The organism is Falsiroseomonas oleicola, assembly GCF_019029495.1.
GTDB lineage: Bacteria > Pseudomonadota > Alphaproteobacteria > Acetobacterales > Acetobacteraceae > Falsiroseomonas > Falsiroseomonas oleicola.
In genome coordinates this window covers 258,964-281,037 of sequence record NZ_JAERQM010000005.1, presented here as the reverse complement: position 1 = coordinate 281,037, position 22,074 = coordinate 258,964, and the positions used below count along the sequence as shown (strand labels likewise).

General features: G+C 71.3%; 16 protein-coding genes. 4 read left to right on the top strand and 12 right to left on the bottom strand.

The features are described from left to right. Positions 1-2: 2 nt before the first annotated feature. From JJQ90_RS17970 to JJQ90_RS17950, 5 genes are all read right to left on the bottom strand, one after another. Positions 3-1,682 (bottom strand): cation:proton antiporter, encoded by a 1,680-nt coding sequence (locus JJQ90_RS17970; protein ID WP_216877622.1) that lies wholly within the window; start codon positions 1,680-1,682, stop codon positions 3-5. Positions 1,683-1,712: 30 nt separating this feature from the next. Then, complete coding sequence (locus JJQ90_RS17965) at positions 1,713-2,588, bottom strand: universal stress protein (RefSeq protein WP_216877621.1); 876 nt, start codon at positions 2,586-2,588, stop codon at positions 1,713-1,715. A 70-nt stretch (positions 2,589-2,658) separates the two neighbouring features. Further along, positions 2,659-3,222: a nucleotidyltransferase family protein gene (locus JJQ90_RS17960; RefSeq protein ID WP_216877620.1), complete on the bottom strand. Its 564-nt coding sequence runs from the start codon at positions 3,220-3,222 to the stop codon at positions 2,659-2,661. Then, positions 3,219-4,502 (bottom strand): ArgE/DapE family deacylase, encoded by a 1,284-nt coding sequence (locus JJQ90_RS17955; RefSeq protein WP_216877619.1) that lies wholly within the window; start codon positions 4,500-4,502, stop codon positions 3,219-3,221. Before JJQ90_RS17955 ends, JJQ90_RS17960 begins: the two co-directional genes overlap by 4 nt. Positions 4,503-4,570: 68 nt before the next feature. Next, positions 4,571-4,930: an ArsC family reductase gene (locus tag JJQ90_RS17950; RefSeq protein WP_216877618.1), complete on the bottom strand. Its 360-nt coding sequence runs from the start codon at positions 4,928-4,930 to the stop codon at positions 4,571-4,573. A gap of 77 nt (positions 4,931-5,007) precedes the next feature. Between JJQ90_RS17950 and JJQ90_RS17945 the strand changes: the two genes are divergently transcribed. From JJQ90_RS17945 to JJQ90_RS17930, 4 genes are all read left to right on the top strand, one after another. Next, the gene (locus tag JJQ90_RS17945) at positions 5,008-7,518 is read left to right on the top strand and encodes a sensor histidine kinase (protein WP_216877617.1); all 2,511 of its coding nucleotides are present in this window, start codon (positions 5,008-5,010) and stop codon (positions 7,516-7,518) included. Positions 7,519-7,812: 294 nt separating this feature from the next. Beyond that, positions 7,813-10,023 carry a catalase/peroxidase HPI gene (gene katG, locus JJQ90_RS17940; protein ID WP_216877616.1) on the top strand — a complete coding sequence of 737 codons (2,211 nt, stop codon included), beginning with the start codon at positions 7,813-7,815 and terminating at the stop codon, positions 10,021-10,023. A 148-nt stretch (positions 10,024-10,171) separates the two neighbouring features. Next, positions 10,172-10,645, top strand: a complete 474-nt coding sequence (locus tag JJQ90_RS17935) for a GNAT family N-acetyltransferase (RefSeq protein WP_216877615.1) — start codon at positions 10,172-10,174, stop codon at positions 10,643-10,645. Positions 10,646-10,658: 13 nt separating this feature from the next. After that, positions 10,659-11,120 carry a PaaI family thioesterase gene (locus tag JJQ90_RS17930; protein ID WP_216877614.1) on the top strand — a complete coding sequence of 154 codons (462 nt, stop codon included), beginning with the start codon at positions 10,659-10,661 and terminating at the stop codon, positions 11,118-11,120. 39 nt (positions 11,121-11,159) lie between these two features. Here the strand turns inward: JJQ90_RS17930 and JJQ90_RS17925 are convergent, their stop codons facing one another. The 7 genes from JJQ90_RS17925 to JJQ90_RS17895 all read right to left on the bottom strand — a co-directional run bounded on the left by JJQ90_RS17925 (position 11,160) and on the right by JJQ90_RS17895 (position 22,074). Next, positions 11,160-14,021: an ATP-binding cassette domain-containing protein gene (locus JJQ90_RS17925; RefSeq protein WP_216877613.1), complete on the bottom strand. Its 2,862-nt coding sequence runs from the start codon at positions 14,019-14,021 to the stop codon at positions 11,160-11,162. Between the two features lies 1 nt (position 14,022). Then, complete coding sequence (locus JJQ90_RS17920; protein ID WP_216877612.1) at positions 14,023-16,158, bottom strand: cysteine peptidase family C39 domain-containing protein; 2,136 nt, start codon at positions 16,156-16,158, stop codon at positions 14,023-14,025. 3 nt (positions 16,159-16,161) lie between these two features. Beyond that, positions 16,162-17,502, bottom strand: a complete 1,341-nt coding sequence (locus JJQ90_RS17915) for an NHLP bacteriocin system secretion protein (protein ID WP_216877611.1) — start codon at positions 17,500-17,502, stop codon at positions 16,162-16,164. A 90-nt stretch (positions 17,503-17,592) separates the two neighbouring features. Continuing rightward, positions 17,593-18,942, bottom strand: coding sequence for a hypothetical protein (locus JJQ90_RS17910; protein ID WP_216877610.1), 1,350 nt, complete (start codon positions 18,940-18,942; stop codon positions 17,593-17,595). 315 nt (positions 18,943-19,257) lie between these two features. Then, positions 19,258-19,686, bottom strand: coding sequence for an ATP-binding protein (locus JJQ90_RS17905; RefSeq protein ID WP_216877609.1), 429 nt, complete (start codon positions 19,684-19,686; stop codon positions 19,258-19,260). 1 nt (position 19,687) lies between these two features. Next, complete coding sequence (locus JJQ90_RS17900) at positions 19,688-20,023, bottom strand: STAS domain-containing protein (RefSeq protein WP_216877608.1); 336 nt, start codon at positions 20,021-20,023, stop codon at positions 19,688-19,690. After that, positions 20,014-22,074 carry a PP2C family protein-serine/threonine phosphatase gene (locus JJQ90_RS17895; protein WP_216877607.1) on the bottom strand — a complete coding sequence of 687 codons (2,061 nt, stop codon included), beginning with the start codon at positions 22,072-22,074 and terminating at the stop codon, positions 20,014-20,016. The genes JJQ90_RS17900 and JJQ90_RS17895 overlap by 10 nt, the downstream gene beginning before the upstream one ends.

The window sequence follows — 22,074 nt, the reverse complement described above, 5'->3', positions numbered from 1 at the left end:
CTTCAAGCGGCGGGCGGCGCCTCCAGCAGTTCCGCCGCCCGATCCGCCGCATCCCGGAAGGGCAGCAGCACCAGATCCGCGCCCCGCGCGCGCAGCGGGGCTGCCTCATCCTCCGCATGGGCCGTCACGGCGATGCGGCCGCCGAATTGCTGCTCGCGCAGCACGTCGATCAGCGCCAGGCGATGATCCTCATGCGTCAGCCCGCCCGCCCGGGCGGGAATGGCGGAGACGGCCCAGCGCGCCCCGGCCAGCGGCAGGGCAGCGACCAGCTCGGGGTCGGAGGCATCGCCATAGACCGCGGCGAAGCCCTGGTCCTGCCACCGCCGCACCGCCTCCGGGTCGAAATCCACGCCCAGCACGGTCAGGCCGCGCGCGCGCAGATGGCCCGCGATGCTGCCGCCGAAGCGGCCGAGGCCGAACAGCAGGACATCGGCCTTCTCCGCCGCGGCCACCCCCTCCCCGGCCGCCAGCGCCTCCCGCCACGGATGGTTGCGCTCGAACACCCGCAGCGGGCGGTCGAGCCAGCCGGCGAGCCGGTGCGAGTGGGTAATCATGTAGGTGGACAGCGCGATGGTCACGAGGCCGACCAGCGTGACCAGCCCCAGCGCCGGCTCCGCCACATGGCCGAGTGCGACGCCCATCGCCATGAATATCAGGGAGAATTCGCTGATCTGCGCCACCGTCAGCCCGGCCAGCAGCCCGGTGCGGCGCCGGTAGCCCATATAGCCCATGATCGCGACCACGATCAGCGGATTGCCCACCAGCACGAAGGCGGACAGCGCCATCGCCGCGCCCAGCTGCTCGCCCATCGCGCCGAGATCCAGCCGCGCGCCGAGGGCGATGAAGAAGAACAGCAGCAGGAAGTCACGCAGGCTGGACAGCCGCGCGGCAATCGCCTCCCGGTAAGGGGTCGAGGCCAGCGCCACGCCGGCCAGCAGCCCGCCCAGCTCCTTGCCGAGGCCCACATAATCGCCCACCGCCGCCAGCAGCGCCGCCCAGCCAATGGCGAATCCGGCCAGCAGTTCCGGCGCCCGCGCCAGCCGCGCGGTCAGCGGCCCGGCGACGAAGCGGATGATGAGGCCGACGGCCAGCAGCATCGCCACCCCGCCGGCCGCGACGCGCGCCAGCCCGGCCAGGGCCGAGGCCTCCCCCGCGCCGGCCGCCAGCGCCGAGACCACCACCATCGCCAGCACCACGAAGATGTCCTGCACGATCAGGAAGCCGAGCGCGATGCGGCCGTGCAGGCTGTCGATCTCGCGTTTGTCGGAGAGCAGCTTCACGATGATGATGGTGCTGGAGAAGGTCAGCGCCACCGCCACATACACGCTCTCCAGTGCGCCCAGCCCCAGCAGCAGGCACAGCGCGTAGCCGATGATGGCGGTGAAGGCGACCTGGCCAAGGCCGGTCGCCAGCGCCACGCGGCCGAGGTTGCGGACGAGCGAGAGGTCGAGCTTCAGCCCGACCAGGAACAGCAGCACCGCGATGCCGAGTTCCGACAACAGCGCGATATGCTCATCCGACCGGGCAATCCCCAGCGCCGCCGGCCCGGCCAGGATGCCAGCGCCGATCAGCCCGACGATCAGCGGCTGGCGCAGCAGCAGCGCCACCAGCCCGACCGCGGCGCCCAGCACCAGCAGTGCAGCGACCTCATAGAAGACCGAGGTGGCGAGGATGTTCTCCAAGGCGTCCTGTCCCCTGATCTGAAGCCGGTTTCAGCCCGCTGCGGCAGGCGGGACGACCAGCGCGTCGCAGGCCACCTCCGCCAGCAATTCCGCCGCGACACTGCCGAGGACGGCCCGCTTGAGGCCGCCGGCCCCCTCGGTGCCCAGCACCAGCAGGTCCGGCCGCAGCCGGGCGACGAGGTCCTTCACCACGGTGGCCGGCCGGCCCGAGGCGACCAGGAACTGCGGCTGCGGCGTCAGGCCGATCGGGGCGGCGAAACGCGCGAGCGCCGCCTGCGCCTCCCGCGCCGCCTGGGCATGATGCGCGGCCACCGCCGCCGCCGGCAGATCCGCCAGCGCCATCGCCGCGCTGCCGGGCGTTTCGAAGACATGCAGCAGCGTCACCTCCGCCCCCTGCGTCAGGCCGAGTGCGACGGCGGCCCGCAGCGCACGGGCGGCATGGGCGGAAAGGTCGGTTGCGACCAGCAGATGGCGGTAGCGGGTGGCCGGGGGAGTCTTCACCACCAGCAGCGGGCGGTGGCCGTGGCGCAGCACGCGCTCCATCGTCGTGCCGACGAAGATGTCGCGCAGCAGGCGCCGGCGCGGCTGGCCGAGCACCACCAGTTCCGCCGCTTCGGCCTCCGCCGCGCGCAGGATGGCCTCGAAGGGGTCGCCTTCCGCGAGCACCGGCCGGATGGCGGGCAGCGTCTGCAGCGCGGCGGCCTGGGCCTGGAGCACCAGCAGCGCCTCCCGCCGCTCGGCGGCGATCAGGCTGGGGGGCTGGTCGTCATTGACCGCGTGCAGCAGCACCAACTCGGCGCCGCTCGCCTGGGCCAGCAGCGCCGCGCGGCCGAGGGCGCGGTCGGACCGGGCGGAGAGGTCGGTGGCGACCAGCAGGCGCCTGCGCGCCGATTCAACACCCCGCATCCGCGCGTCCTCCCGTTCCTGCCTGTACCTTTCTGCCGTGTAATCTGGATCAGGTGAAGGGCGGAGGCGCCTATAGGCCTTCCGCGATGGCCAGGAAGGGCCAGCGCGCGCGGTAGGCCTCGGCCTTGGCACGGAACAACTCCGCACGGTCATTCAGCGGATTGCGCCGCAGCACCCCCGCCTCCAGCTCCGCCAGACCGTTCGGCGCATGGAGTGCACCGGTCGCCAATTCGATCCCGATGCAGGTGCAGGTCACCAGATAGCGATCGATCCCATCCCGCGCCGAACGCAATTGCGGATAGCCAGGGCCGAAGCGCTGCGGGTACCACAGATGCACCCGCGCCTGGTTGCGCACCTCCACCTCCACGCCCAGATGCGCCGTCGCCTGGCGCACCCGCTGGATCACCGCGTCCTCGGCCTCCCAGGACAGGTCGCGGTCGTCGAAATAGAAGACGTCGTAGTCGCGGATGCCCCAGCCCGGTGGCCGGCCCGCCCGGTGGTTCCAGACCTCCTGGAACAGGCAGCCGGCGGTGAGGAAGCCCTGGGGCAGCCCCAGCGCGGGCAGCGTATCCAGCAGCGCCGCATTCACCGGATTGGCGCGCGCCAGCCCCAGCAGCCGCGCCTCGGCCGTCATGCCGCCGGGCGCACCCCGCACCAATCGGCGATGAAGGCGGCGATGGTCAGGGTGCAGGTCTTCAGATCCTCCAGCGAGGTCCGCTCGTCGAAGCCATGCGCCATCTCGCCCTTCGGCCCGTAGCAGAGGCCGGGAATGGCGTAGTACAGGCCGTAATATCGGGTGTCGTTCACCGCGGTGGAGAGCCGCGCCGGCAGTTCGCCGCCATGCACCGCGGCATGCGCGGCCGCCAATACGGCCTCGGCCTCCGACCCCGGCTCCAGCACATAGGGGTCGGTCTGGAACCCGTGAAACGTGACCTCGGGCGGGTTGTTGGCCAGGAAGGCGTCGCCCTTGGCCGCCGCGCGCACCACGGCCTCCACCCCCGCCATCGCCTCCTCCGGCGTCGTGCCGGGCAGCAGGCCGATGCGGCAATCCACCTCGCACCAGGCGGGGGTGGAGGAGGCCCAGTCGCCGCCGCGGATGATGCCGGGGTTGAACTTGATCGGGTCCTGCACCTGCCCGCCGAACCAGGCATTGTCACGCCCGGCCTCGTTCAGGGTCTTGGTATGCGCATAAAGGGCCTGGATCAGCGCATAGGCGGACATGATGGCGTTGCTGCCATCCTGCGCCACCATCACATGCACCGGCACGCCGCGCACCTTCAGGCGGAACCAGATGGTGCCGGTCTGCGCCCGGGTGATGGTGTGGCCGGTCGGCTCCGGCACCAGCGCGGCCTCGGCGCGGTAGCCGCGCAGCAGCGTGGCGAGGGCGCCATTGCCGGTGCTTTCCTCCTCCGTCACCGTCTGCACATGCACATCCGCCGCCGGTTCCAGCCCGGCGGCGCGGATCGCGTCCAGCGCGAAGACCATGGCGGCGACGCCGGCCTTCATGTCATGCGCGCCGCGGCCATAGAGCCAGCCGTCGCGGATCACGGCGGCGAAGGGCGGATGCGTCCACATCTCATGCGGGCCTTCCGGCACCACGTCGATATGGCCCTGCAGGATCAGGCTGCGCCCGGTCGGATTTGTCGCACGATGCGTCGCCACCACCTGCAGGCTGGCCGCCGGATCGGCATCGACCATCGGCGCGGTCTTCGGATGGGCCGGCACATCGGCCAGGCTGAAGCGGTCCACCGCATAGCCGCGCGCCGCCATCTGCCGGGCGAACCAGTCCTGCAACGGTGCCTCCCGCCCCCGCAGGCTGGGGAAGCGCACCAGCTCCTGCAGGAAGGCCGTCTCCTGTGCGAATCCGGCCTCCACATGCTGGCGCAGGCGGTCGAGCAGAGCGGGATCGGGCATCGGGGATCTTTCGTGGCGAGAGACGGGAGCCTGTCGCCCGCCGCCCCGTCACGTCAAGGCAGAGGGGCTCAGCCGAAGGCCGCCGCATAGGTCTCCGGCTTGAAGCCGACCAGCAGCCGGTCCCCCGCCACCAGCACCGGCCGCTTGATGAGCGCCGGATGCGCCCGCATGAGTTCGATCGCGCGCGCCTCGTCCAGCCCCTCCCGCGCCGTCTCCGGCAATTTGCGGAAGGTGGTGCCGGCGCGGTTCAGCAGAACCTCCCACCCCAGCCGCGCGACCCAACCCTCCAGCAGGCCCGGCGGCAGCCCATCCCGCCGGTAGTCGTGGAAGGCATGCGCCACGCCACGCGCCTCCAGCCAGGCGCGGGCCTTCTTCATGGTGTCGCAATTCGGGATGCCGTGGATGGTGGGGCTGGCGGGCAAGTGCATATCTCCTCCGGCCAGCATCATGTCGTGGTGCCGGCCACCTCATTGCGCCATACGTCTCACTCGAACGTGAGTCGCCAATGGACGTGCGGAAAGCTTTGCCCGTCTTCACCCCTTTCGTCACCACGGATCAGGAATTGCACAAGGCTGTCCTCCCCGCCTCCTTCACCCCCGCGCCGATGCCGGCGGAGCCAGCCCCTCAGCGCCGTCCGCACGTCCTCAGCCCGCTGTTCTGGGGGCTGGCCGCGGCGGTGGCAGCGCCGCTGCTGGTCGGTGGGGTTTCCGCCTGGCGCGCCTGGGACTCCGCCTGGCAGGCCGCGGAGGTGGAGGCCACCCGCACGGCGGAGGCCGGCGCGGAATATGCGCGGCGCCTGCTCGAAGGGCAGGTACTGAAACTGGAACGGTCGCAGGAACTGCTGGCCGGACTGACCGACGCCGAGATCCTGGCCCGGCAGCCCGAATTGCACACCGCCCTGGCCCATGTGGCGACCGAACGGGAACCGGCGGAGCAGGCCGCCTTCTACATCTTCGCCTATGATCGGGACGGCGGGCCCCTGGTGGCCAGCAACCTGCTGCCCGCGCCCGGCCCCGATCCGGTCATCTCCGGGCGGGACTTCAACCAGGCGCTGCGCGGCGACGATCCGCCCTGGGCCTTCGTCAGCCAGGTCTATGTCGGCCGCACCACGCAGCGGGCCTATTTCTCGGTGGTGCAGCGGCGACGCGGCACGGGGAATGGCCTGCCGGAGGGCGCCTATGACGGCGTCATCGCCGCCTCCATCTATCTCGACCATGCCAATGCCGCGCTGACCGCCCTGGCTTCGGGGCCGGAGGCGCGGGTGGCCCTGCTGCGGGCCGATGGTGTACTGCTGGCACGTTCCGACGGCTTTGGCGGCCATGCGCCGGAGACGCTGCGCCTGTCCCAGGACAATCCCATCCTCGCCGCCATGCTCCGGGGACAGGAGCAGATCCTGGAAGCCTCCCCGCGCATCACCGCGCTGCGCCGCGTCGGTGGCGACTGGCCGATCTATGCCGCGGCGGTGCGCGACCCGGCCACGGTGGTGACGGCCTGGCGCCGCGTGGTGGTGCCGCAACTGCTGCTCGCCTTCGGCTCCTCCCTGCTTCTGCTGCTGCTCGCCCGCGCCCTGCTGCGCCGCCAGCGGGCGCTGGAGGCCGCCAACATGGCGCTGGAGCGCCGGGTGGAGGAACGCACCCGCGACCTGCGCGGACGCGAAAGCCTGCTGCGCCTGGCCCAGCAGGCCGCCGGCGCCGCCGCCTGGTCCTGGCAGCCGGATGGCGAATCGCTGCACTGGTCGCCCGAGATGTTCGCCCTGCTGGGCCTCAGCCCCGAGAATGATGCGGCCCAGGCGACTCTGGAGGGCTTCATGTCGGTGGTCCATCCGGAAGACCGGCCGCTGCTGCGTTCCGCGCTGATCTCCGCTTTGGCGGAAAGCAGCATGTCGGTCGAGTTCCGCGTCTTCCGCCGCGTTCCGGCCGGACGGCGGGACGTGATCTGGCTGCTCTGCCGCGCCCGGCTCTACCCGGCGGAGGCCGGCATGCCGGCGACGCTGGTCGGCATCAACATCGACATCACCGAGCGCCGCCGCGCCGAGGCGCGCTTCGAGGCAGCGACGGCGGCCATGGCCGGCTTCGTCTATGAATGGGACATGGCGACCGGCAAGGTGGAACGGACCGCCGGCGCCAACCAGTTGCTGGGCGATGCCGCCGGCCTGTCCGGCGCGGACTGGCTGGCGCGGCTGCATCCGGAGGATCGCGAAAGGGTGGTGGAGGAGTTGCGCCGCCTCGACCAGGAACGCGATTCGGACAGCTATGCCTTCGAATACCGGGTGCGCCGGGCCGATGGTGGCTGGGCCTGGCTATGGGACCGCGGCCGCGTCACCCGCGATGCGGCCAGCGGCGCGGTGGCCTGGATGATCGGCGGCGCCGTGGATGTCACGGCGCGGCGCCTGGCGGAAGAACGGCAGTTCCTGCTGCTGCGGGAAGTGGACCACCGGGCGAAGAATGCGCTGGCTGTGATGAAGGCCGCGCTGCGGCTGACCCCGCGCGACGATGCCGCCGCCTTCGCCAGCGCCGTGGACGGCCGGATCGATGCGCTGGCCCGCGCCCAGGCGCTGCTGTCGGAGACAAGCTGGTCCGGCACGCCGCTGCGGCAGATCCTGGAAAGCACGCTGGAGGCCTTCATCGGGGCGCCCGATGGCGAGGCACCGCGCGTCACCATGGAGGGGCCGGAACTGGTGCTGGCGGCCAGTGCGATCCAGCCGCTGGCCATGGCGGTGCATGAGCTGGCGACCAATGCCACGAAATACGGCGCCCTCTCCTGCCCCGGCGGCCGCCTGGCCATTGCATGGCGCCTGCGTGAGGACACGCTGGAACTGGACTGGTCCGAGCGGGGCGGCCCCGAACTGCCCCTGACGCCCCGCCAGCGTGGCTTCGGCTCCCGCGTCGTGGACGCCACGCTGCGCTCCCAGCTCGGCGGAACGGTGGAGTGGCACTGGGAAGCCGAGGGCCTGCGCCTGACGCTCACAATGCCGACGGCGCGGGTGCTCGTCGGGTCAGCGGGGCTGCCCCTATAGTCTGCGTCAATCGTCACGGTTGATTCTATAGTCTTCCTTGCACCGCCCGCCGCCTCTAGCCTTTGTCGAGACCAGAAGGCCCGAGGGAGAAAACGGCACCAAGCCAGATCGGCGGCGCGACACGCCTGTCATCAGCAAAGCCAGTTCAGACCGGGATCCGGACCCTCGTCCGGCCCCGTCGGGTTGGTCCACGCAAACGGCGGGGAACGAACCGGGATCAGCATACCACCGCAGCAAGGTCGTCCTTCGGTCACCCACGACGCCTCAGCCAAACAGCCAGGAACGGAGAGAAACATGGACGGAAATAGCGGCCCGAGCGCCGGAAAGTGCCCCGTCATGCACGGCGCCCCCAAGCACACGACCTTCGGCGGGCGGTCCAACCGGGACTGGTGGCCGAACCAGCTCAACCTGCGCATCCTGCATCAGAATTCGGCGCTGTCGGACCCGATGGGCCCGAGCTTCGACTACCCGGCGGAATTCAAGAAACTCGACATCGAGGCCCTGCGGAAGGACCTCTATGCGCTGATGACGGATTCGCAGGAGTGGTGGCCGGCCGATTACGGCCATTACGGCCCGCTGTTCATCCGCATGGCCTGGCACAGCGCCGGCACCTACCGCACCGGCGATGGCCGTGGCGGCGCATCCTCCGGCACGCAGCGTTTCGCGCCGCTCAATAGCTGGCCGGACAATGGCAACCTGGACAAGGCGCGGCGCCTGCTGTGGCCGATCAAGCAGAAATACGGCAAGCAGATTTCCTGGGCGGACCTGATGGTCCTGGCCGGCAACTGCGCGATGGAATCCATGGGCTTCAAGACCTTCGGCTTCGCCGGCGGCCGGGCCGATGTGTGGGAGCCGGAGGAGGACATCTACTGGGGCGCCGAGGACACCTGGCTGGGCGACACCCGCTATGTCGGCGACCGCGCGTTGGAAAACCCGCTGGCCGCCGTGCAGATGGGCCTCATCTACGTCAATCCGGAAGGCCCCAACGGCAAGCCGGACCCGATGGGCTCCGCCCGCGACATCCGCGAGACCTTCGCGCGCATGGCGATGAACGATGAGGAGACGGTGGCCCTGGCCGCCGGCGGCCATACCTTCGGCAAGTGCCACGGCGCGGGCGACGCCGCGCTGGTCGGGCGGGAGCCGGAAGGCGCGGCCATCGAGGAGCAGGGGCTGGGCTGGAAGAACGCCTTCGGCACCGGCAAGGGCGTGCATGCCATCACCAGCGGCATCGAGGGCGCCTGGACCAACAATCCGATCCAGTGGGACAATGGCTACTTCGACAACCTGCTGAACTATGAGTGGGAGCTGACGAAGAGCCCCGCCGGCGCCTGGCAGTGGACGCCGAAGAACCCGGAAGCCGCCGGCACCGTCCCGGATGCGCATGACCCGAACAAGCGCCACGCGCCGATGATGACCACGGCCGACATGGCGATGCGGACGGACCCGGCCTATCTGGAAATCTCGAAGCGCTACCACGCCAATCCCGACCAGTTTGCCGATGCCTTCGCGCGGGCCTGGTACAAGCTGACCCATCGCGACATGGGGCCGCGCTCCCGCTACCTCGGCCCGCTCGTCCCGGCGGAGGAGCTGATCTGGCAGGATCCGATCCCGGCGGTGACGCATCCGCTGATCGATGCGCAGGACGCCGCCGCGCTGAAGGCCCGGATCCTCGGCTCCGGCCTGTCCATCCCGCAGCTCGTCGCCACCGCCTGGGCCTCGGCCTCCACCTTCCGCGGCTCCGACAAGCGGGGCGGTGCCAATGGCGCGCGCATCCGCCTGGCGCCGCAGAAGGACTGGGAGGTGAACCAGCCGGCGCAGCTCGCCAATGTGCTGTCCACGCTGGAAGGCATCCAGCAGGCCTTCAACGCGGCGCAGCCGGGCGGCAAGCAGGTGTCGCTGGCCGACCTGATCGTCCTCGGCGGTTGCGCCGCGGTGGAACAGGCGGCCCGCAATGCGGGGCATGAGGTGGAGGTGCCCTTCACCCCGGGCCGCGGCGACGCGACGCAGGAACAGACGGATGTGGACTCCTTCGGCGTGCTGGAGCCCTCCGCCGACGGTTTCCGCAACTACCTGAAGTCCCGCTACAGCGTCTCGGCGGAGGAGCTGCTGGTCGACCGGGCGCAGCTTCTGACGCTGACGGCGCCGGAGATGACCGTGCTGGTCGGCGGGCTGCGCGTGCTGGATGCCAATGCCGGCCAGTCCCGCCACGGCGTCTTCACCCAGAAGCGGGATGCGCTGACCAACGACTTCTTCGTCAACCTGCTGGATATGGGCACGGTCTGGAGCCCGAATTCCGAGGCGGCGGAGGTCTTCGAGGGGCGCGACCGCAAGACTGGCGCGGTGAAGTGGACCGGGACCCGGGTGGACCTGGTCTTCGGCTCCAACTCCCAGCTTCGCGCTTTGGCGGAGGTCTATGGCAGCGCCGATGCCGAGGCCGCCTTCGTGAAGGACTTCGTGGCGGCCTGGACCAAGGTGATGAACCTGGACCGCTTCGACCTCGCCTGAGCGACGACAATCGGGGGGGCGCGCGGCTGCCGGCCGCGCCCCCTTTTCATTTCCGGCCCTGCGGCCGCGGCGGCAGGTGAGCCTGGCTCATGCCGGGCGGAAGATGGCTCACTCGACAGGGGGCGGCGCCTGCTTGAGGCTGGGCGCGATGCGACAGCCCCCGCCAGACCCGGCCACCGCCATCCGCCCCGTCGGCGCGGACGACCGCCCCGCCTGGGACGCGCTGTGGCGGGCCAATTGCCGGCATTTCCAGGCCCCGCCCATGACACCGGCCCTGCTGGACGCGCTGTGGGACCGCATCCTCGACCCCGGCTTCCCGATGCGCGCCTGGCTGGCCTGGGAAGGCGGCGTGGCGCAGGGACTCGCCCATGTCATCCTGCGCCCCCACAGTTTCAGCCTTCGCCATATCGGCTGGATCGAGGACCTCTGGGTGGCGCCGGAAGCGCGCGGCAGAGGTCTCGGCCGCGCCCTGATCGCCGCCTTGGCCGAGGTCGGAAGGGCGGAGGGCTGGCGCCGCCTGGAATGGGAGACGGAGGCGGCGAATGCCGGTGCGCGGCGCCTCTACGACCGCATCGCCGAGCCCGATCCCCATCCGCGCTACCGCATCAACCTCAACGCTTAGGGAGCAAGCCCGCATGGAGATCGGCGACGAATTGGACGCGGCGAATGTCCAGCGCGTGCGGGACAGTTTCGACCGCCAGGGCCTGATGGCGCATCTGGGCGCGACGCTCACGGAGATTCGCCGCGGGCTGGTGGTGATCCGCCTGCCCTATCGCGCGGAGCTGACGCAGCAGCATGGCTATTTCCATGCCGGCGGCACCTCCGCCATCGCCGATTCCGCCGGCGGCTATGCCGGCTTCACGCTGTTCCCGCCCGATTCCTCGGTGCTCACCGTCGAGTTCAAGCTGAACCTGCTGAACCCGGCGGAGGGCGAGGCGCTGGAGGCGACCGGCCGGGTGGTGAAGTCCGGCCGCACGCTGACGATCTGCACGCTGGAGGTGGCGGCGCTCCGCGCCGGCCAGCGCATTCCCGTCGCGATCGGCCAGCAGACGCTGATCTGCCTCGCTGGCCGGCCAGACGGACCTTTGATCGCGTGATTCAGACTTTTCGGTGAGTCCACCTCAAGTCATCACGCTCTACGCCACCTCCCCCGCATGCCCGATGATCCCGCGCTTGGACAGTTCGGCAAAACTGCCCTGATGCGCGACCTTGCCGCCCTCGATCACCAGGATGCGGTCGGCGCCGCGGATCGTCTCCAGCCGGTGCGCGATGACGATGCGGGTGCAGGTCAGTGCCGCCAGGGTGCGGGTGGTGATGGCCTGGGTCGCCGGGTCCAGCGCGCTGGTCGCCTCATCCAGGATCAGCACATCCGGCCGGTTCACCAGCGCCCGGGCCAGCAGCAGCCGCTGCACCTGCCCGCCCGAGAGCACATGCGCCGCATCGGCGATGGGCGTGCGGATGCCGAGCGGCATGGCGCGCACATCCTGGGCGATCGCCGCCTGTTCCAGCGCCTTCCAGATCGCGGCCTCGCTGGCCTCGCTGAAGCCGCGCAGCACGTCGATCAGCGCGCCGGGCGGCAGTTGCGCGCCCTGCATCACCGTGCCGACGCGCCGCCGCAGCAGGCCGAGGTCGAGCGAGACCAGGTCCTGCCGGTCGAAGGCGACACTGCCATAGACCGGACGCTCCAGCCCCAGCAGCAGCCGCACCAGCGTCGACTTGCCGCAGCCGGAGCGGCCGACGATGGCGACGAACTCGCCCGGCTCGATCTGCAGGTTCAGGCCGGAGAACAGCGGCCCCTCCGACCCCTCATAGCCGAAGGCGACATTGCTCATGGAGATGTGGCCGGAGAGCTTGCCCGGGTCGATGCGCCCCGCCGTCGGCTCCGGCTGCGCCTGCAGCAGCGGCGCGCCATAGCCGCGCATGGCATGCAGCGGGTAGTAGGCGGCGAAGGCCTGGCCGAGGCCATTGGCGGCGCCATTGGCGATCATGAAGGCCATCAGGAAGCCCGCCACCGCCGCATTGTCGGCCGAACCGCCGGCCATGAACATCAGGAACAGCAGGCCGACGCCGAGGAAGGACATGAAGCTGGCGGCGGAGGCCTGCCAGGTGTCGATATGCTCCTCCGTCAGCTTGGTGCGGCGCATGGCGACGAAGCGTTCCGACCAGGCGGCGAGGAAGCGGTGCTCCACCCCTGAAAGCCGCAGCTTGACGATGCCGCCCACTGCCTCGATCGCCAGGCTGTCCGCCTGCCCCGACAGCGCCTGGCCGGTCTCATGCACCTTGGATTTCAGGATGCCCGCGGCCACCGCCATGCCGATCTGGACCAGCAGGATGCCCAGCGCGACCAGCGCGCCCAGCGGATGATACAGCACCAGCATGAGCAGGGAGGCCGCGAGCGCCGTGCCATAGCCCAACGCCGCCAGCCGGAAGTTGCGCTGCCCCAGCGGCACCGCCATCGCGACGCCGAGGCGCGATGACAGTTCGGAGGGGTTGAAGCGCCGCAGCACCGGCATCGGCAGCCGCAGCAGCCGGTCCCAGAGCCCGGCATGCAGCGGCGCCTCCGCCATCGCCTGCAACCGGTGCTTGGCGATGTCGCCGGCCATCTGCACCACGAAATTCGCCGCGCCGACACAGGCCAGCGCGATGCCCAGCTCCACCAGCCCGATCCGGTTGCCGCCCGGAATCAGCGACCCGGTGGCGAAGGACATGGCGATGGGCATGCCGAGGCCGAGGAAGGCCGCCAGCAGCGCCGCGCCGAAGGCCAGCCACAGGTCGCCCTTCTTCGGCGGCACGAAGCGCGCCAGTTGTTCCGGCGTCAGCGCCATGTCGGACAGCGGCTCGATCATCGTCCAGGCACGCGGGGAGATCGCCTCCGCCGCCGCCTCGTCCAGCCGTTGCGCGGGGCCATCCGGCGGTTGCGCCACATAGCCGCCCGGGCGGGGCAGCAGCGCCAGCGGCTCGCCCTTCGCGTCGCGGCCGATCAGCGGGCCGAGGTCGCGTTTCCACCATTCCGCCGGCAGCCCCACCGGGCGCAGCCGAAGGCCGGAGGCGCGGGCGATTTCCTCCATCGTCGGCGGCGTGTCGATATCCTGTTCCCGCAGCCGGGTCGGACGCTGGATGCGCGGGCGGATGCCGGCGGCCTTGGCGACCACCACCATGGTCTGGAACAGCGGCTCCGCCGGGCCGGAGTCGCTGGCGGCCTGGCTCGGCTTGGGCGGCGGCGCGTGGAGCAGGTCGGCGGCGAGCTGGGCGGTGCGGTGCGCCGCCTCCGCATCATGCTGCGCGCGCTGTTCCAGCCGCCCGCTCTCGTCGATCTCGGACAGGCTGCGCAGCCCGGCCAGCATGGCGACGCAGGCATCGGTGAAGGCCGATAGACCCTGCATCGCCTCGGGCAGGGAAGCGGCGGGTGGCGCCGCATGCACCGGCAGTTCCAGGTCGGCGGCGGCGATAAGCCAGGCCTCCGGTGGCAAGGGCAGCAGCCCCTGCACCGGCTCCAGCCCCAGCAGCATGGCGCCGCCTTCCGGCACCTCCACCCAGACCGGCACGCCGCGCGCCGTGACCGACTGCCGGTCGGCGAGGCGCTGCGTCACGCCCGGCCGGGCGACACGATCGATATTGGAGGGGCGCCAGAGCCGCGCGCCGAGGCCGCCGGCCAGGGCCGAGGCCCAGGCCTGCATTGCCTCCACCTGCGCCTGGGCGCCGCCGATGCCGGAGAGATGCGTCAGCCGGCGCAGCCGCGCGCCCGCGGCCGGGCGCAGCACCAGGCATTCCAGATCCGGTCCATGGCCGGGCACCAGCGTGCCGGCGCCGATACGGCCGATGAACAGATAGGGGCCGGCCGGCGCCACGCTGTCATCCAGCCCGCCCTGGGCCGCGAAGATATCCGCCTCCCCGGCTTCCAGCAGCCAGAGGGCGCCGGGCTCGGCCAGGCTGCGCGGCGGCTGCTGGAAGCGCGCATCGACCGGGCGCTCCGTGCTGGCAAGTGCGAACGCGTCCATCTCAGGCCTCCGCCAGCATCAGTTTCGCGAAGGCGCCACGCCGTGCCGCCAGCTCCGCCGGCGGTCCCATCTCGACGATGGCGCCGCGTTCCATCACCACAACCCGGTCGCAATCGCGCAGCGGTGCCAGGCGATGGGCGATGATGAGCATGGTGGCGCCACGGCGACGGATGTTGGACAGCAGCTCCGCCTCCGTCGTGTCATCCAGCGCCGCCGTCGCCTCGTCGAACAGCAGGATGCGCGGGTCCTGCACCAGGGCACGGGCGATCTCGATGCGGGCGCGCTGCCCGCCGGAGAGGTTGGCGCCGCCGCCCGTCACCGGAAAGGCATAGCCCTCGCGCCGGTCCAGGATGAATTCATGGATCGCCGCATCGCGCGCCGCGGCATGCAGCCGTTCCTCCGACACGGTCGGGTCCCACATCGCGATATTGTCGCGCACCGTGCCGGTGAACAGCATGGCGTTCTGGTCGACCACCTGCACGCTCTGCCGCAGCACCGCGCGGGGGATGTTGCGCAGCGGCTTGCCATCCAGCAGCACCTCCCCCGACCAGGGCTCGTGCAGCCCGGCGGCGAGCAGCGCCAGGGTGGACTTGCCGCAGCCGGAGCCGCCGCAGATGCCCACGCGCTCCCCGGCCTCCACCGTCAGGGACAGGCCCTGGATCAGCGGCGCGGCGCGGCGGGAATGGCCGAAGCTGACGTCCCGCAGCTCGATCCGCCCTTCCAGGCGGCGGATCAGGCGAGGCGCAGCCGGGGGCTTGTAGAATTCCTCGGCCAGCGGATGGCGCAGCGTGTCGTCCAGCAGGCGCAGGCTGGAACCGGCTTCCTGCAGGCGCGGGCCAAGCTGCACCAGCCGCCCGACCGGCGCCAGGAACACCGCCAGCAGGAACTGGAAGGCGACCAGCGCGCCGATCGACATCTCCCCATTGATGACCAGCCCGCCGCCGATGGCCAGCGAGGTCGCGGCGGCCACCGCGGTGGCCAGCCCCGGCAGGTGCCGCAGCGCGGCGCGGCCCAGCATCAGCGACTGCCGCAGGTTCAGCGCGCGGGCGTGGCGCGCCGTCAGCCGGTCGAACAGCAGCGCCTCGCTGCCGCTGGCGCGGTAGCTTTCGATCATGCGCAGGCCCTGCTTGGCCTCCGCCGTCTCCATCCCCTGCTCGTTCATCAGCCGCTGCTGATCCTCCCGCAGCCGGGCGGAGAGCAGGCCGAGCGCCGCGGCCAGCGACAGCGCCGCCGCCAGCGCCACCAGGCCGAGCCGCAGGTCGAACAGCAGCAGCACCGCGAGATAGACCGCCGCCATGATGAGGGCGAGCATGGTGCCGCCGATCTCGCCCGCGACGATGCCGGCGACGCGGTCGTTCAGCATGACGCGGTCGGCGATGCTGGCCGGCCCGCGCTGGCCGTAGAAGGCCATGGGCAGGCGCAGCACGCGTTCCATGAAGCCGATGCCGCCGGCGACGGCGACGCGGGTTTCCAGATTGTGCTGGATGGTCTTCTGCATCCAGGTCAGCAGCGCCGCGAAGACGCCGACGCCGAAGATCACCAGCACCATCGGCCAGAGCCAGGCGATGACGCCCGCCGTCAGGATGCGGTCCATGAAGACCTGGCGGAAGGACGGCTGCAGCACCCCCGGCAGCGCCAGCATCACGCTGACGCCGCAGGCCAGCAGCACTGCCTTGCGTCCGCCGCGCAGCCGGTCCGCCAGGCCGCGCAGCGCGCTCGGCGGCGATCCGCCGGGCTTGAATTCGGGGCTCGGCTTCATCATCAGCACGATGCCGCTGAACTGCCGCCGCAGCTCCCGGTCATCGACGCGGCGACGGCCGCGCGCCGGGTCGTTCAGATACCAGTAGCCGCCGCGCTTCCCCTCCAGCACCAGGAAGTGGTCCATGCCCCAATGCAGGATCAGGGGGCAGGGCGCGGTGGCCAGCGCCTCCGGCTCGCCGCGCACGGCGCGCACCTCGAAGCCCATCTCCCGCGCCGCGGCGACGATGTGCTGGGCCTTGCTGCCGTCACGCGACACGCCGCAGCGCGAACGCAGATCCTCCAGCGTCAGCCACAGCCCGTGATGGGCGGCGATGATGCCGAGCGCCGCGGCGCCGCATTCCGCCGCCTCGATCTGCAGGATGGAGGGGGTGCGCATGGCTCAGCGCTCCGCCACGGTGACGGGCGCGGCGACGGTCTGCTGCGGCGTCGCCGCGACGCGCACATCCTCGCCCAGCCAGCGTTGCAGTGCAGGCAGGCCGAGCGCGATCATCCGCACATTGCGCACCGTCGCCTGCATCGCCAGCGGCGTGCCGCCCTCGATGCTGAAGGGCGGGCCGCTGCCGCCGGACCAGACGAGTTGGCCGGCCTCGTCGCGGTCGAGCACGATGTTCACCTCGAACAGCGTGCGCTGCTGGCGCTGGAATTCCGTCACCAGCGCGTCGTTCTGCAGCGTGCGCAGCATGCCGGCGCTGCTGGCGGGCGTATCCGCCACCCGCAGCACGCGGCCGCGCAGATAGCCATATTCCTGCTGCGGGGCGGTGGCGGGGGAAAGCTCCACCGCCATGCCCGGCTGCAGCTTCTTGCCATCCTGCGCACCGACATAGACCAGGCCGACGATGCCGCCCGCCTCCGCCCCCGGCACATCGCTGCGCACCAGCGTCAGCAGCGGACCGCCACGGCTGACCACCTGCCCGGCATTGGCCTTCGCCTCCACCACGCGTCCTTCGAAGGGCGAGCGGATCGCGCCCATGCGGCGAATGCGGTCCTGCAGGGTGGAGACGGCGCGCTCACCGGCCGCCACGCGCTGGTCGGCGGCCAGCATGTCACGTTCCCGCTGCGTCTGGCGCATCATCGCATCCAGGCCGAGCACGCGGCGGTCGTTCTGCACCGTCTCGATCTGGTCACGAATGCCGAACAGCTCCACCTGCGCGCCGATGGCACGGTCGCGCGTGGCCAGCGAGCGGGCGGCGAGGTCGCGCACCACCTGCTCGCGTTCCGTCATCAGGCGCAGCCGTTCCCGCGCCGAGCGCAGGGTCTGGCCGAGCCCCTCATCGCGCGCGGTGCGCCAGGCGAGGTCGGCCGCCGTGTCGCGTTCCTGGAAGCGCACCATCTCCGCCCGCGCAGCCTGGGCATCGCGCAATTCGCCCTGCGCGGCGGCGAGTTGCAGATGCTGCTCCGCCTGGTCCACCACGGCGACGACGGCCCCGGCCGTGACGGTATCCCCCGGCGCCACCAGCAGCTCGACCACGCGGCCCTCGGTGTCGGAGACGATGTCGGTCAGGCCGCCGGCCGCGAGCAGGATGCCCTGCCCGCCGATCTTCACCGGCACGTCGGTTGTCGCGGACCAGCCGAGCAGCCCGACCACCAGGGCCGCGAGGCCGCACCACAGGATCATCAGCGGTGGACGCACCACCTCCAGCGCATCCTCGACGACCGTGACGGAGGTGGCGGAGGCGACGGCCTCCTCGCGGAAATAGACGGGTCGCGCGGGAGATTCCATGGCCAGGCTGCCCTCGAAGTCGGATTGGAAAGGTCACAGGTGCTGCGGATCGACCGGGATGCGCGCGGGGCGCATCCCGGGGCAGGCCGATCAGAAGCGGAACTTCTTCTTGATCTTCTTGGCGATGCTCTTGGCCGCGTTCTTCGCCTTGTCGGCGACGGCCTGGGCTTCCGCCGCGGCCCTCTCCGCCGCCGCACGGGCTTCCGACGCCGCCCTCTCCGCCGCCGCGCGCGCTTCCGCCGCCGCCCTCTCCGCCGCCGCACGGGCTTCCGCCGCGGCCTTCTCCGCCGCTGCCTTGGCATCCGCCGCCGCCTTGGCCGCCGCCGCCGCCTGTTCGGCCGCCAGCTTCTCCGCCGCCGCCTTCGCCTCCGCCGCGGCCTTCTCCGCCGCCGCCCGGGCCTCGGCCGCCGCCTTCTCGGCGGCTTCCTTCGCCTCGATCGCCGCCTTCTCGGCGGCCGCGGCCTGCTCGGCCGCCTCGCGCTCCGCCGCCTCACGGGCCTCGGCCGCGACCTTCTCGGCCACCGCGCGCGCCTCGGCCTCGACCCGCTCGGCCGCCTCCTGCGCCTCGGCCGCCGCCTTCTCGGCGGCCTGCTGCGCGGCCTCGGCGCCCTCCGTCGCGGCATCGCCCACCGCGTTCACATCGACCGTGCCGCTGACGCCGAGATTGACGCCGCCGACCAGCAGCGAAATCTCGCCGCCCACGCCGATGGTGATCTCGCCATTCTCATAGCCCGCGCCGACATCGACACCGACGCCGGCCGAGCCCGGATCGACATAGCCGACGGAGCCGGTGACGGAGCCTTCCTCGGCGCCGACGGAGGCCTCTACCGTGACGGAGTAATAGGCGCCGGCCATGATCTCGGCCTCGGTGCCCACGCCCTCGGCACCCAGGGTGACGTTGCCCTCGACACCAGCCTTCACGCCCACTTCCGTGGTGGTGGTGGTGGTGGCCTGCACGCCATTGCCCAGGTCGTGCTCGGTCTCGACCGAGATGGTCACGCTGCCGCCGACGCCCGCGACGCCGCCATAGCTGACACCGGTCGCGCCGACCTCCGCCGTCACCATCACGCCGGCACCCGCCTGCACGCTGACCGTGGTGGTCACATCACCCTCGGTCACGCTGCCGGAGGCGAAGGCCATGGCGCCGGCGCCCGCGCTGGCGCTGGCGCCGGTCATCGTCACCTCATAGCCCGCGCCGGCACCCCAGGCCGCGCCGGCCTGCAGCGTCACGCCATTCACTTCCGTCGTGCCGCCGACGGAGCCGCCGGTGCCAACGCCGCCGGAGGCGACCGTGGGGCCGGAGATGGAAACACCCAGCTCCGCCTCCTGCTCATCCTCGCCACCCGAACTCTGCACATTGGTCGAGCCGCTGCCGCCAACGACGGAGGCGAGGGCGTTGTCTTCCAGATCGACCCAGGCGGTCTTCTCGATCAGGGACATGGAACTTCCTTCCAGAATGCGGGCACGGCGCGGCGACGCCCGGATGGGATATCGAATTGATGGAGGCGACCGGGCGAACCCGGCGGAAATGTCAGCGAAGGGTGCGCGGGACCGGGCGGTAGGCCCCGATGTCCAAGGGACGGGCGCGATTCACGGGTATGGCCGGTGACATCAGGGTGGCATCCTTCGCAGCGTTCGACTGTGAGGACGCAAATTCTTGCGTGCCGGACCGGACTTGCCGGTGAGCACCGCTTCCTGCGGCGTCACCATCCTGGCAGCAACTGATTGCGTAAAACTTAGCGCAACGCGAAACATTCAGTCGGCGCGGCGGAAAAGACGCTCGACGTGGAAACGGTTCTCGCCCGACTCGCGCGCATAGATCTGCGCATCCGTCATCTCCCGCACCAGGAACATGCCGAGGCCGCCGATGGCCCGATCCTCCAGCTCCGCCTCCACATCCGGCATGTCCTGCGCGGTGGGATCGAAGGGTTGGCCATCGTCGATGGTGGTCAGCCGCACCAGCAGCCCCTCCGGCCCCGGCTCGGCGAGGAGTTCCACCTGGAAGCGGGCCTCGATTCCCTGTGGCCAGGCGCAGCGGGCGATATTGGTGACGATCTCCTCCGCCACCAGGCGCAGTTGCATCGCCTCCCCCGCCTCGGCACCCGCCGCCGTCAGATGCGCCTCGATCGCATCCAGCGCGCCTTCGACCGCTTCCGGGTCGCGGGCGCAATGCAGGCGGATCATCTCAGCCGCCCACCGCGGCAAGTGCCGAGGCCTGGTCGTCGCGAATCGTCACCACCTTGTCGAAGCCCGACATGGTGAAGACCTCCCGCACCGGGGCCTGCAGGCCGAACAGCGACACCGCGCCGCGATTCGCCTTGGCGAGCTTGGCCGCCATCAGCACCACGCGCAGGCCGGCGGAGGAGACATAGGCCACCTGGGACATGTCCATCGCCACGCGGCCGCCCTGGCGGACCTCCGCCGTCAGCTTGCGTTCCGCATCGGCGGCGGTGCCGGTATCGATTCGCCCGCTGACGCGGTGGATCACCGCCCCGCCGTGCTGTTCCGTCGTCACATCCATGTCGCATCCTCCTTCTCGCGCGCCGGGGCGGGTGCCGCCGTCGCATGTCCGCGCCAGTGCAGCGCCAGCATCGTGATGTCATCCGCCTGCGGCTCGGTCTCGGCGAAGGCCTCGACACTGCGCGCCACGGCATCGACAAGTCTTGCGGGATCGGCGATCCGCGCATCGCCGGTGATGGCGGCGAGCCGCGCATCGCCGAACATCGCATCGCCGGGACCCATCGCCTCCGTCACGCCATCGGTGAACATCAGCACCATGTCGCCATCGTCGAGGCGCAGGATCTGGTCGTCGAAATCCATGCCGTCCATGACACCGAGCGCGAGGCCGACTTCCACGGGCAATTCGCTCTCATGCCCCCTGGCACCCCGGCGACGGGGCGCGTTGTGGCCGGCATTGGCATAGGTCAGCACGCCGGTGCGGCAATCCAGCACCGAGACGAAGGCGGTGGCGAACATCATCGTCGGATTGTCCGCCGCCAGCATGTCATTGGCCTGGGCCAGCGCCTCCGCCGGAGTCGCGCCACGGCCCATGGCAGCGCGCAGCAGGCTGCGCGCCATGGCGATGAAGATGGCGGCGCCGACGCCCTTGCCGGAGGCATCGCCGATCATCAGTGCCAGGCGGTGCTCGTCCAGCATCACCAGGTCGCAGAAGTCGCCGCCGACCTCCTTCGCCGGCACCATCGCCGCGTGAAGTTGCAGGCAGTCGAGCTGCGGGAAGGTGGTGGGCACGGAGGAAAGCTGAAGCCGGCGCGCGACATCCAGTTCCTCCCGCATGCGGTTGAGCTGCATGCGTTCATCCAGCGCCTGGCGCACCAGGGCCAGGTCGCGGGTGCGTTCCGCCAGCAGCGTCGCCATGGCGCGGTGCTGCTGCACGACGTGGGAGGACATGCGCGCGAAGGCCGGGCCGAGCGTCGCACCCTCCCCTTCCAGCAGGCCCAGGATCTCGCGCCGCGCCGGGCCTTCCAGCACCGCCGTCAGCCGCGCGATTTCCTGCGCGATCAGCGCGCGTTCACGCAGCCCGGCCAGGCGGTTGCCGGTCTGCAGGCGGTCCAGCGCCAAAGTGTTGCTGCGCAGGGCCTCCAGCGCCTCCCCGATCGCACCGACCTCGTCGCGGCGCGGGCCGATGGCGGCGGAGGCGAAGATGTCGCCACCGGCCACGGATTGCAGCGCGCGCGCCAATTCGGTCAGCGGGTCGAGAGCGTCCCGGATCACGCGATACAGCGCGCGGCAGATGGCGCCGGCGGCCAGCACCAGCAGGCCGAAGGCAACCAGCAGCAGCAGCTTGCGCGATTGCGTTTCCGCCGTCGCATCGGCCAGCACCAGCAGTTCGCCCACCGGCGCGCCGGCCGAATTCAGCAGCACGGTCGCCTCCAGCCGGTACAGCCGGCCGGCGCGTTCCAGCCTTTCGCCGGCCCGCAGCGCCGCCGCCTGCTCACGCAGTTCCGGCGCGGTGCTGAACAGCGGCGCGCCGGCGCGATCCCGCAGCAGGAGATCGGCGCGAAGATGCCCGGCGATCTGCCCCAGCGCCGCCTCCGCCGCCATGCTGACCGACAGCAGGTCGCCCTGCGGCAGCCGCAGGCTGGTCACCAGCAGCAGCGGCGACTCGACCTCCGCCTCGAAGCCCGCGAAGATCTGCCCAGGCGCCAGGTCGCGCTGCAGCGCGGTGGCGCCGCTGGCCAGGGGTTCCGCCGCCGCCGGCGCCGCCGCCAGCAACTGGCCCTGCCCGCCCACCAGGTCGATGCGACCTGTCGGGCCGGACAGGCCGATCGATTGCCGCAACTCGGCCAGGCGATGGCGCAGGGCCGATTCATCGCCGGCCTGGCGGGCCGCCAACAGCGTCGCATCCAAGGCGGCACCGCGCAGCGTGGCGACCAGCGGCGCGGCGGCGTGGTCCACCGCCTCCCGCACCATCGCGGCCTGGAGCGCGTTGCGCAGCCCGGCGGCGCGTTCCTCGCCATCGCGCAGCACCAGCCAGGCCGGCAGCGCGACGGAAGCGGCGACCAGCAGGGTCGCCAGGGCGAACAGCAGAAGGATTCGGGATCGCAGCAGCAT

What these genes read in the sequence shown, in the direction of transcription:
- katG (WP_216877616.1), top strand. Translation starts at nt 7,813, where the DNA reads ATGGACGGAAATAGCGGCCCGAGCGCCGGAAAGTGCCCCGTCATGCAC.
- JJQ90_RS17930 (WP_216877614.1), top strand. Translation starts at nt 10,659, where the DNA reads ATGGAGATCGGCGACGAATTGGACGCGGCGAATGTCCAGCGCGTGCGG.
- JJQ90_RS17895 (WP_216877607.1), bottom strand. Translation starts at nt 22,074, where the DNA reads ATGCTGCTGCGATCCCGAATCCTTCTGCTGTTCGCCCTGGCGACCCTG.
- JJQ90_RS17965 (WP_216877621.1), bottom strand. Translation starts at nt 2,588, where the DNA reads ATGCGGGGTGTTGAATCGGCGCGCAGGCGCCTGCTGGTCGCCACCGAC.
- JJQ90_RS17950 (WP_216877618.1), bottom strand. Translation starts at nt 4,930, where the DNA reads ATGCACTTGCCCGCCAGCCCCACCATCCACGGCATCCCGAATTGCGAC.
- JJQ90_RS17915 (WP_216877611.1), bottom strand. Translation starts at nt 17,502, where the DNA reads ATGGAATCTCCCGCGCGACCCGTCTATTTCCGCGAGGAGGCCGTCGCC.
- JJQ90_RS17935 (WP_216877615.1), top strand. Translation starts at nt 10,172, where the DNA reads ATGCGACAGCCCCCGCCAGACCCGGCCACCGCCATCCGCCCCGTCGGC.
- JJQ90_RS17900 (WP_216877608.1), bottom strand. Translation starts at nt 20,023, where the DNA reads ATGGATGTGACGACGGAACAGCACGGCGGGGCGGTGATCCACCGCGTC.
- JJQ90_RS17925 (WP_216877613.1), bottom strand. Translation starts at nt 14,021, where the DNA reads ATGGACGCGTTCGCACTTGCCAGCACGGAGCGCCCGGTCGATGCGCGC.
- JJQ90_RS17960 (WP_216877620.1), bottom strand. Translation starts at nt 3,222, where the DNA reads ATGACGGCCGAGGCGCGGCTGCTGGGGCTGGCGCGCGCCAATCCGGTG.
- JJQ90_RS17945 (WP_216877617.1), top strand. Translation starts at nt 5,008, where the DNA reads ATGGACGTGCGGAAAGCTTTGCCCGTCTTCACCCCTTTCGTCACCACG.
- JJQ90_RS17905 (WP_216877609.1), bottom strand. Translation starts at nt 19,686, where the DNA reads ATGATCCGCCTGCATTGCGCCCGCGACCCGGAAGCGGTCGAAGGCGCG.
- JJQ90_RS17920 (WP_216877612.1), bottom strand. Translation starts at nt 16,158, where the DNA reads ATGCGCACCCCCTCCATCCTGCAGATCGAGGCGGCGGAATGCGGCGCC.
- JJQ90_RS17955 (WP_216877619.1), bottom strand. Translation starts at nt 4,502, where the DNA reads ATGCCCGATCCCGCTCTGCTCGACCGCCTGCGCCAGCATGTGGAGGCC.
- JJQ90_RS17910 (WP_216877610.1), bottom strand. Translation starts at nt 18,942, where the DNA reads ATGTCCCTGATCGAGAAGACCGCCTGGGTCGATCTGGAAGACAACGCC.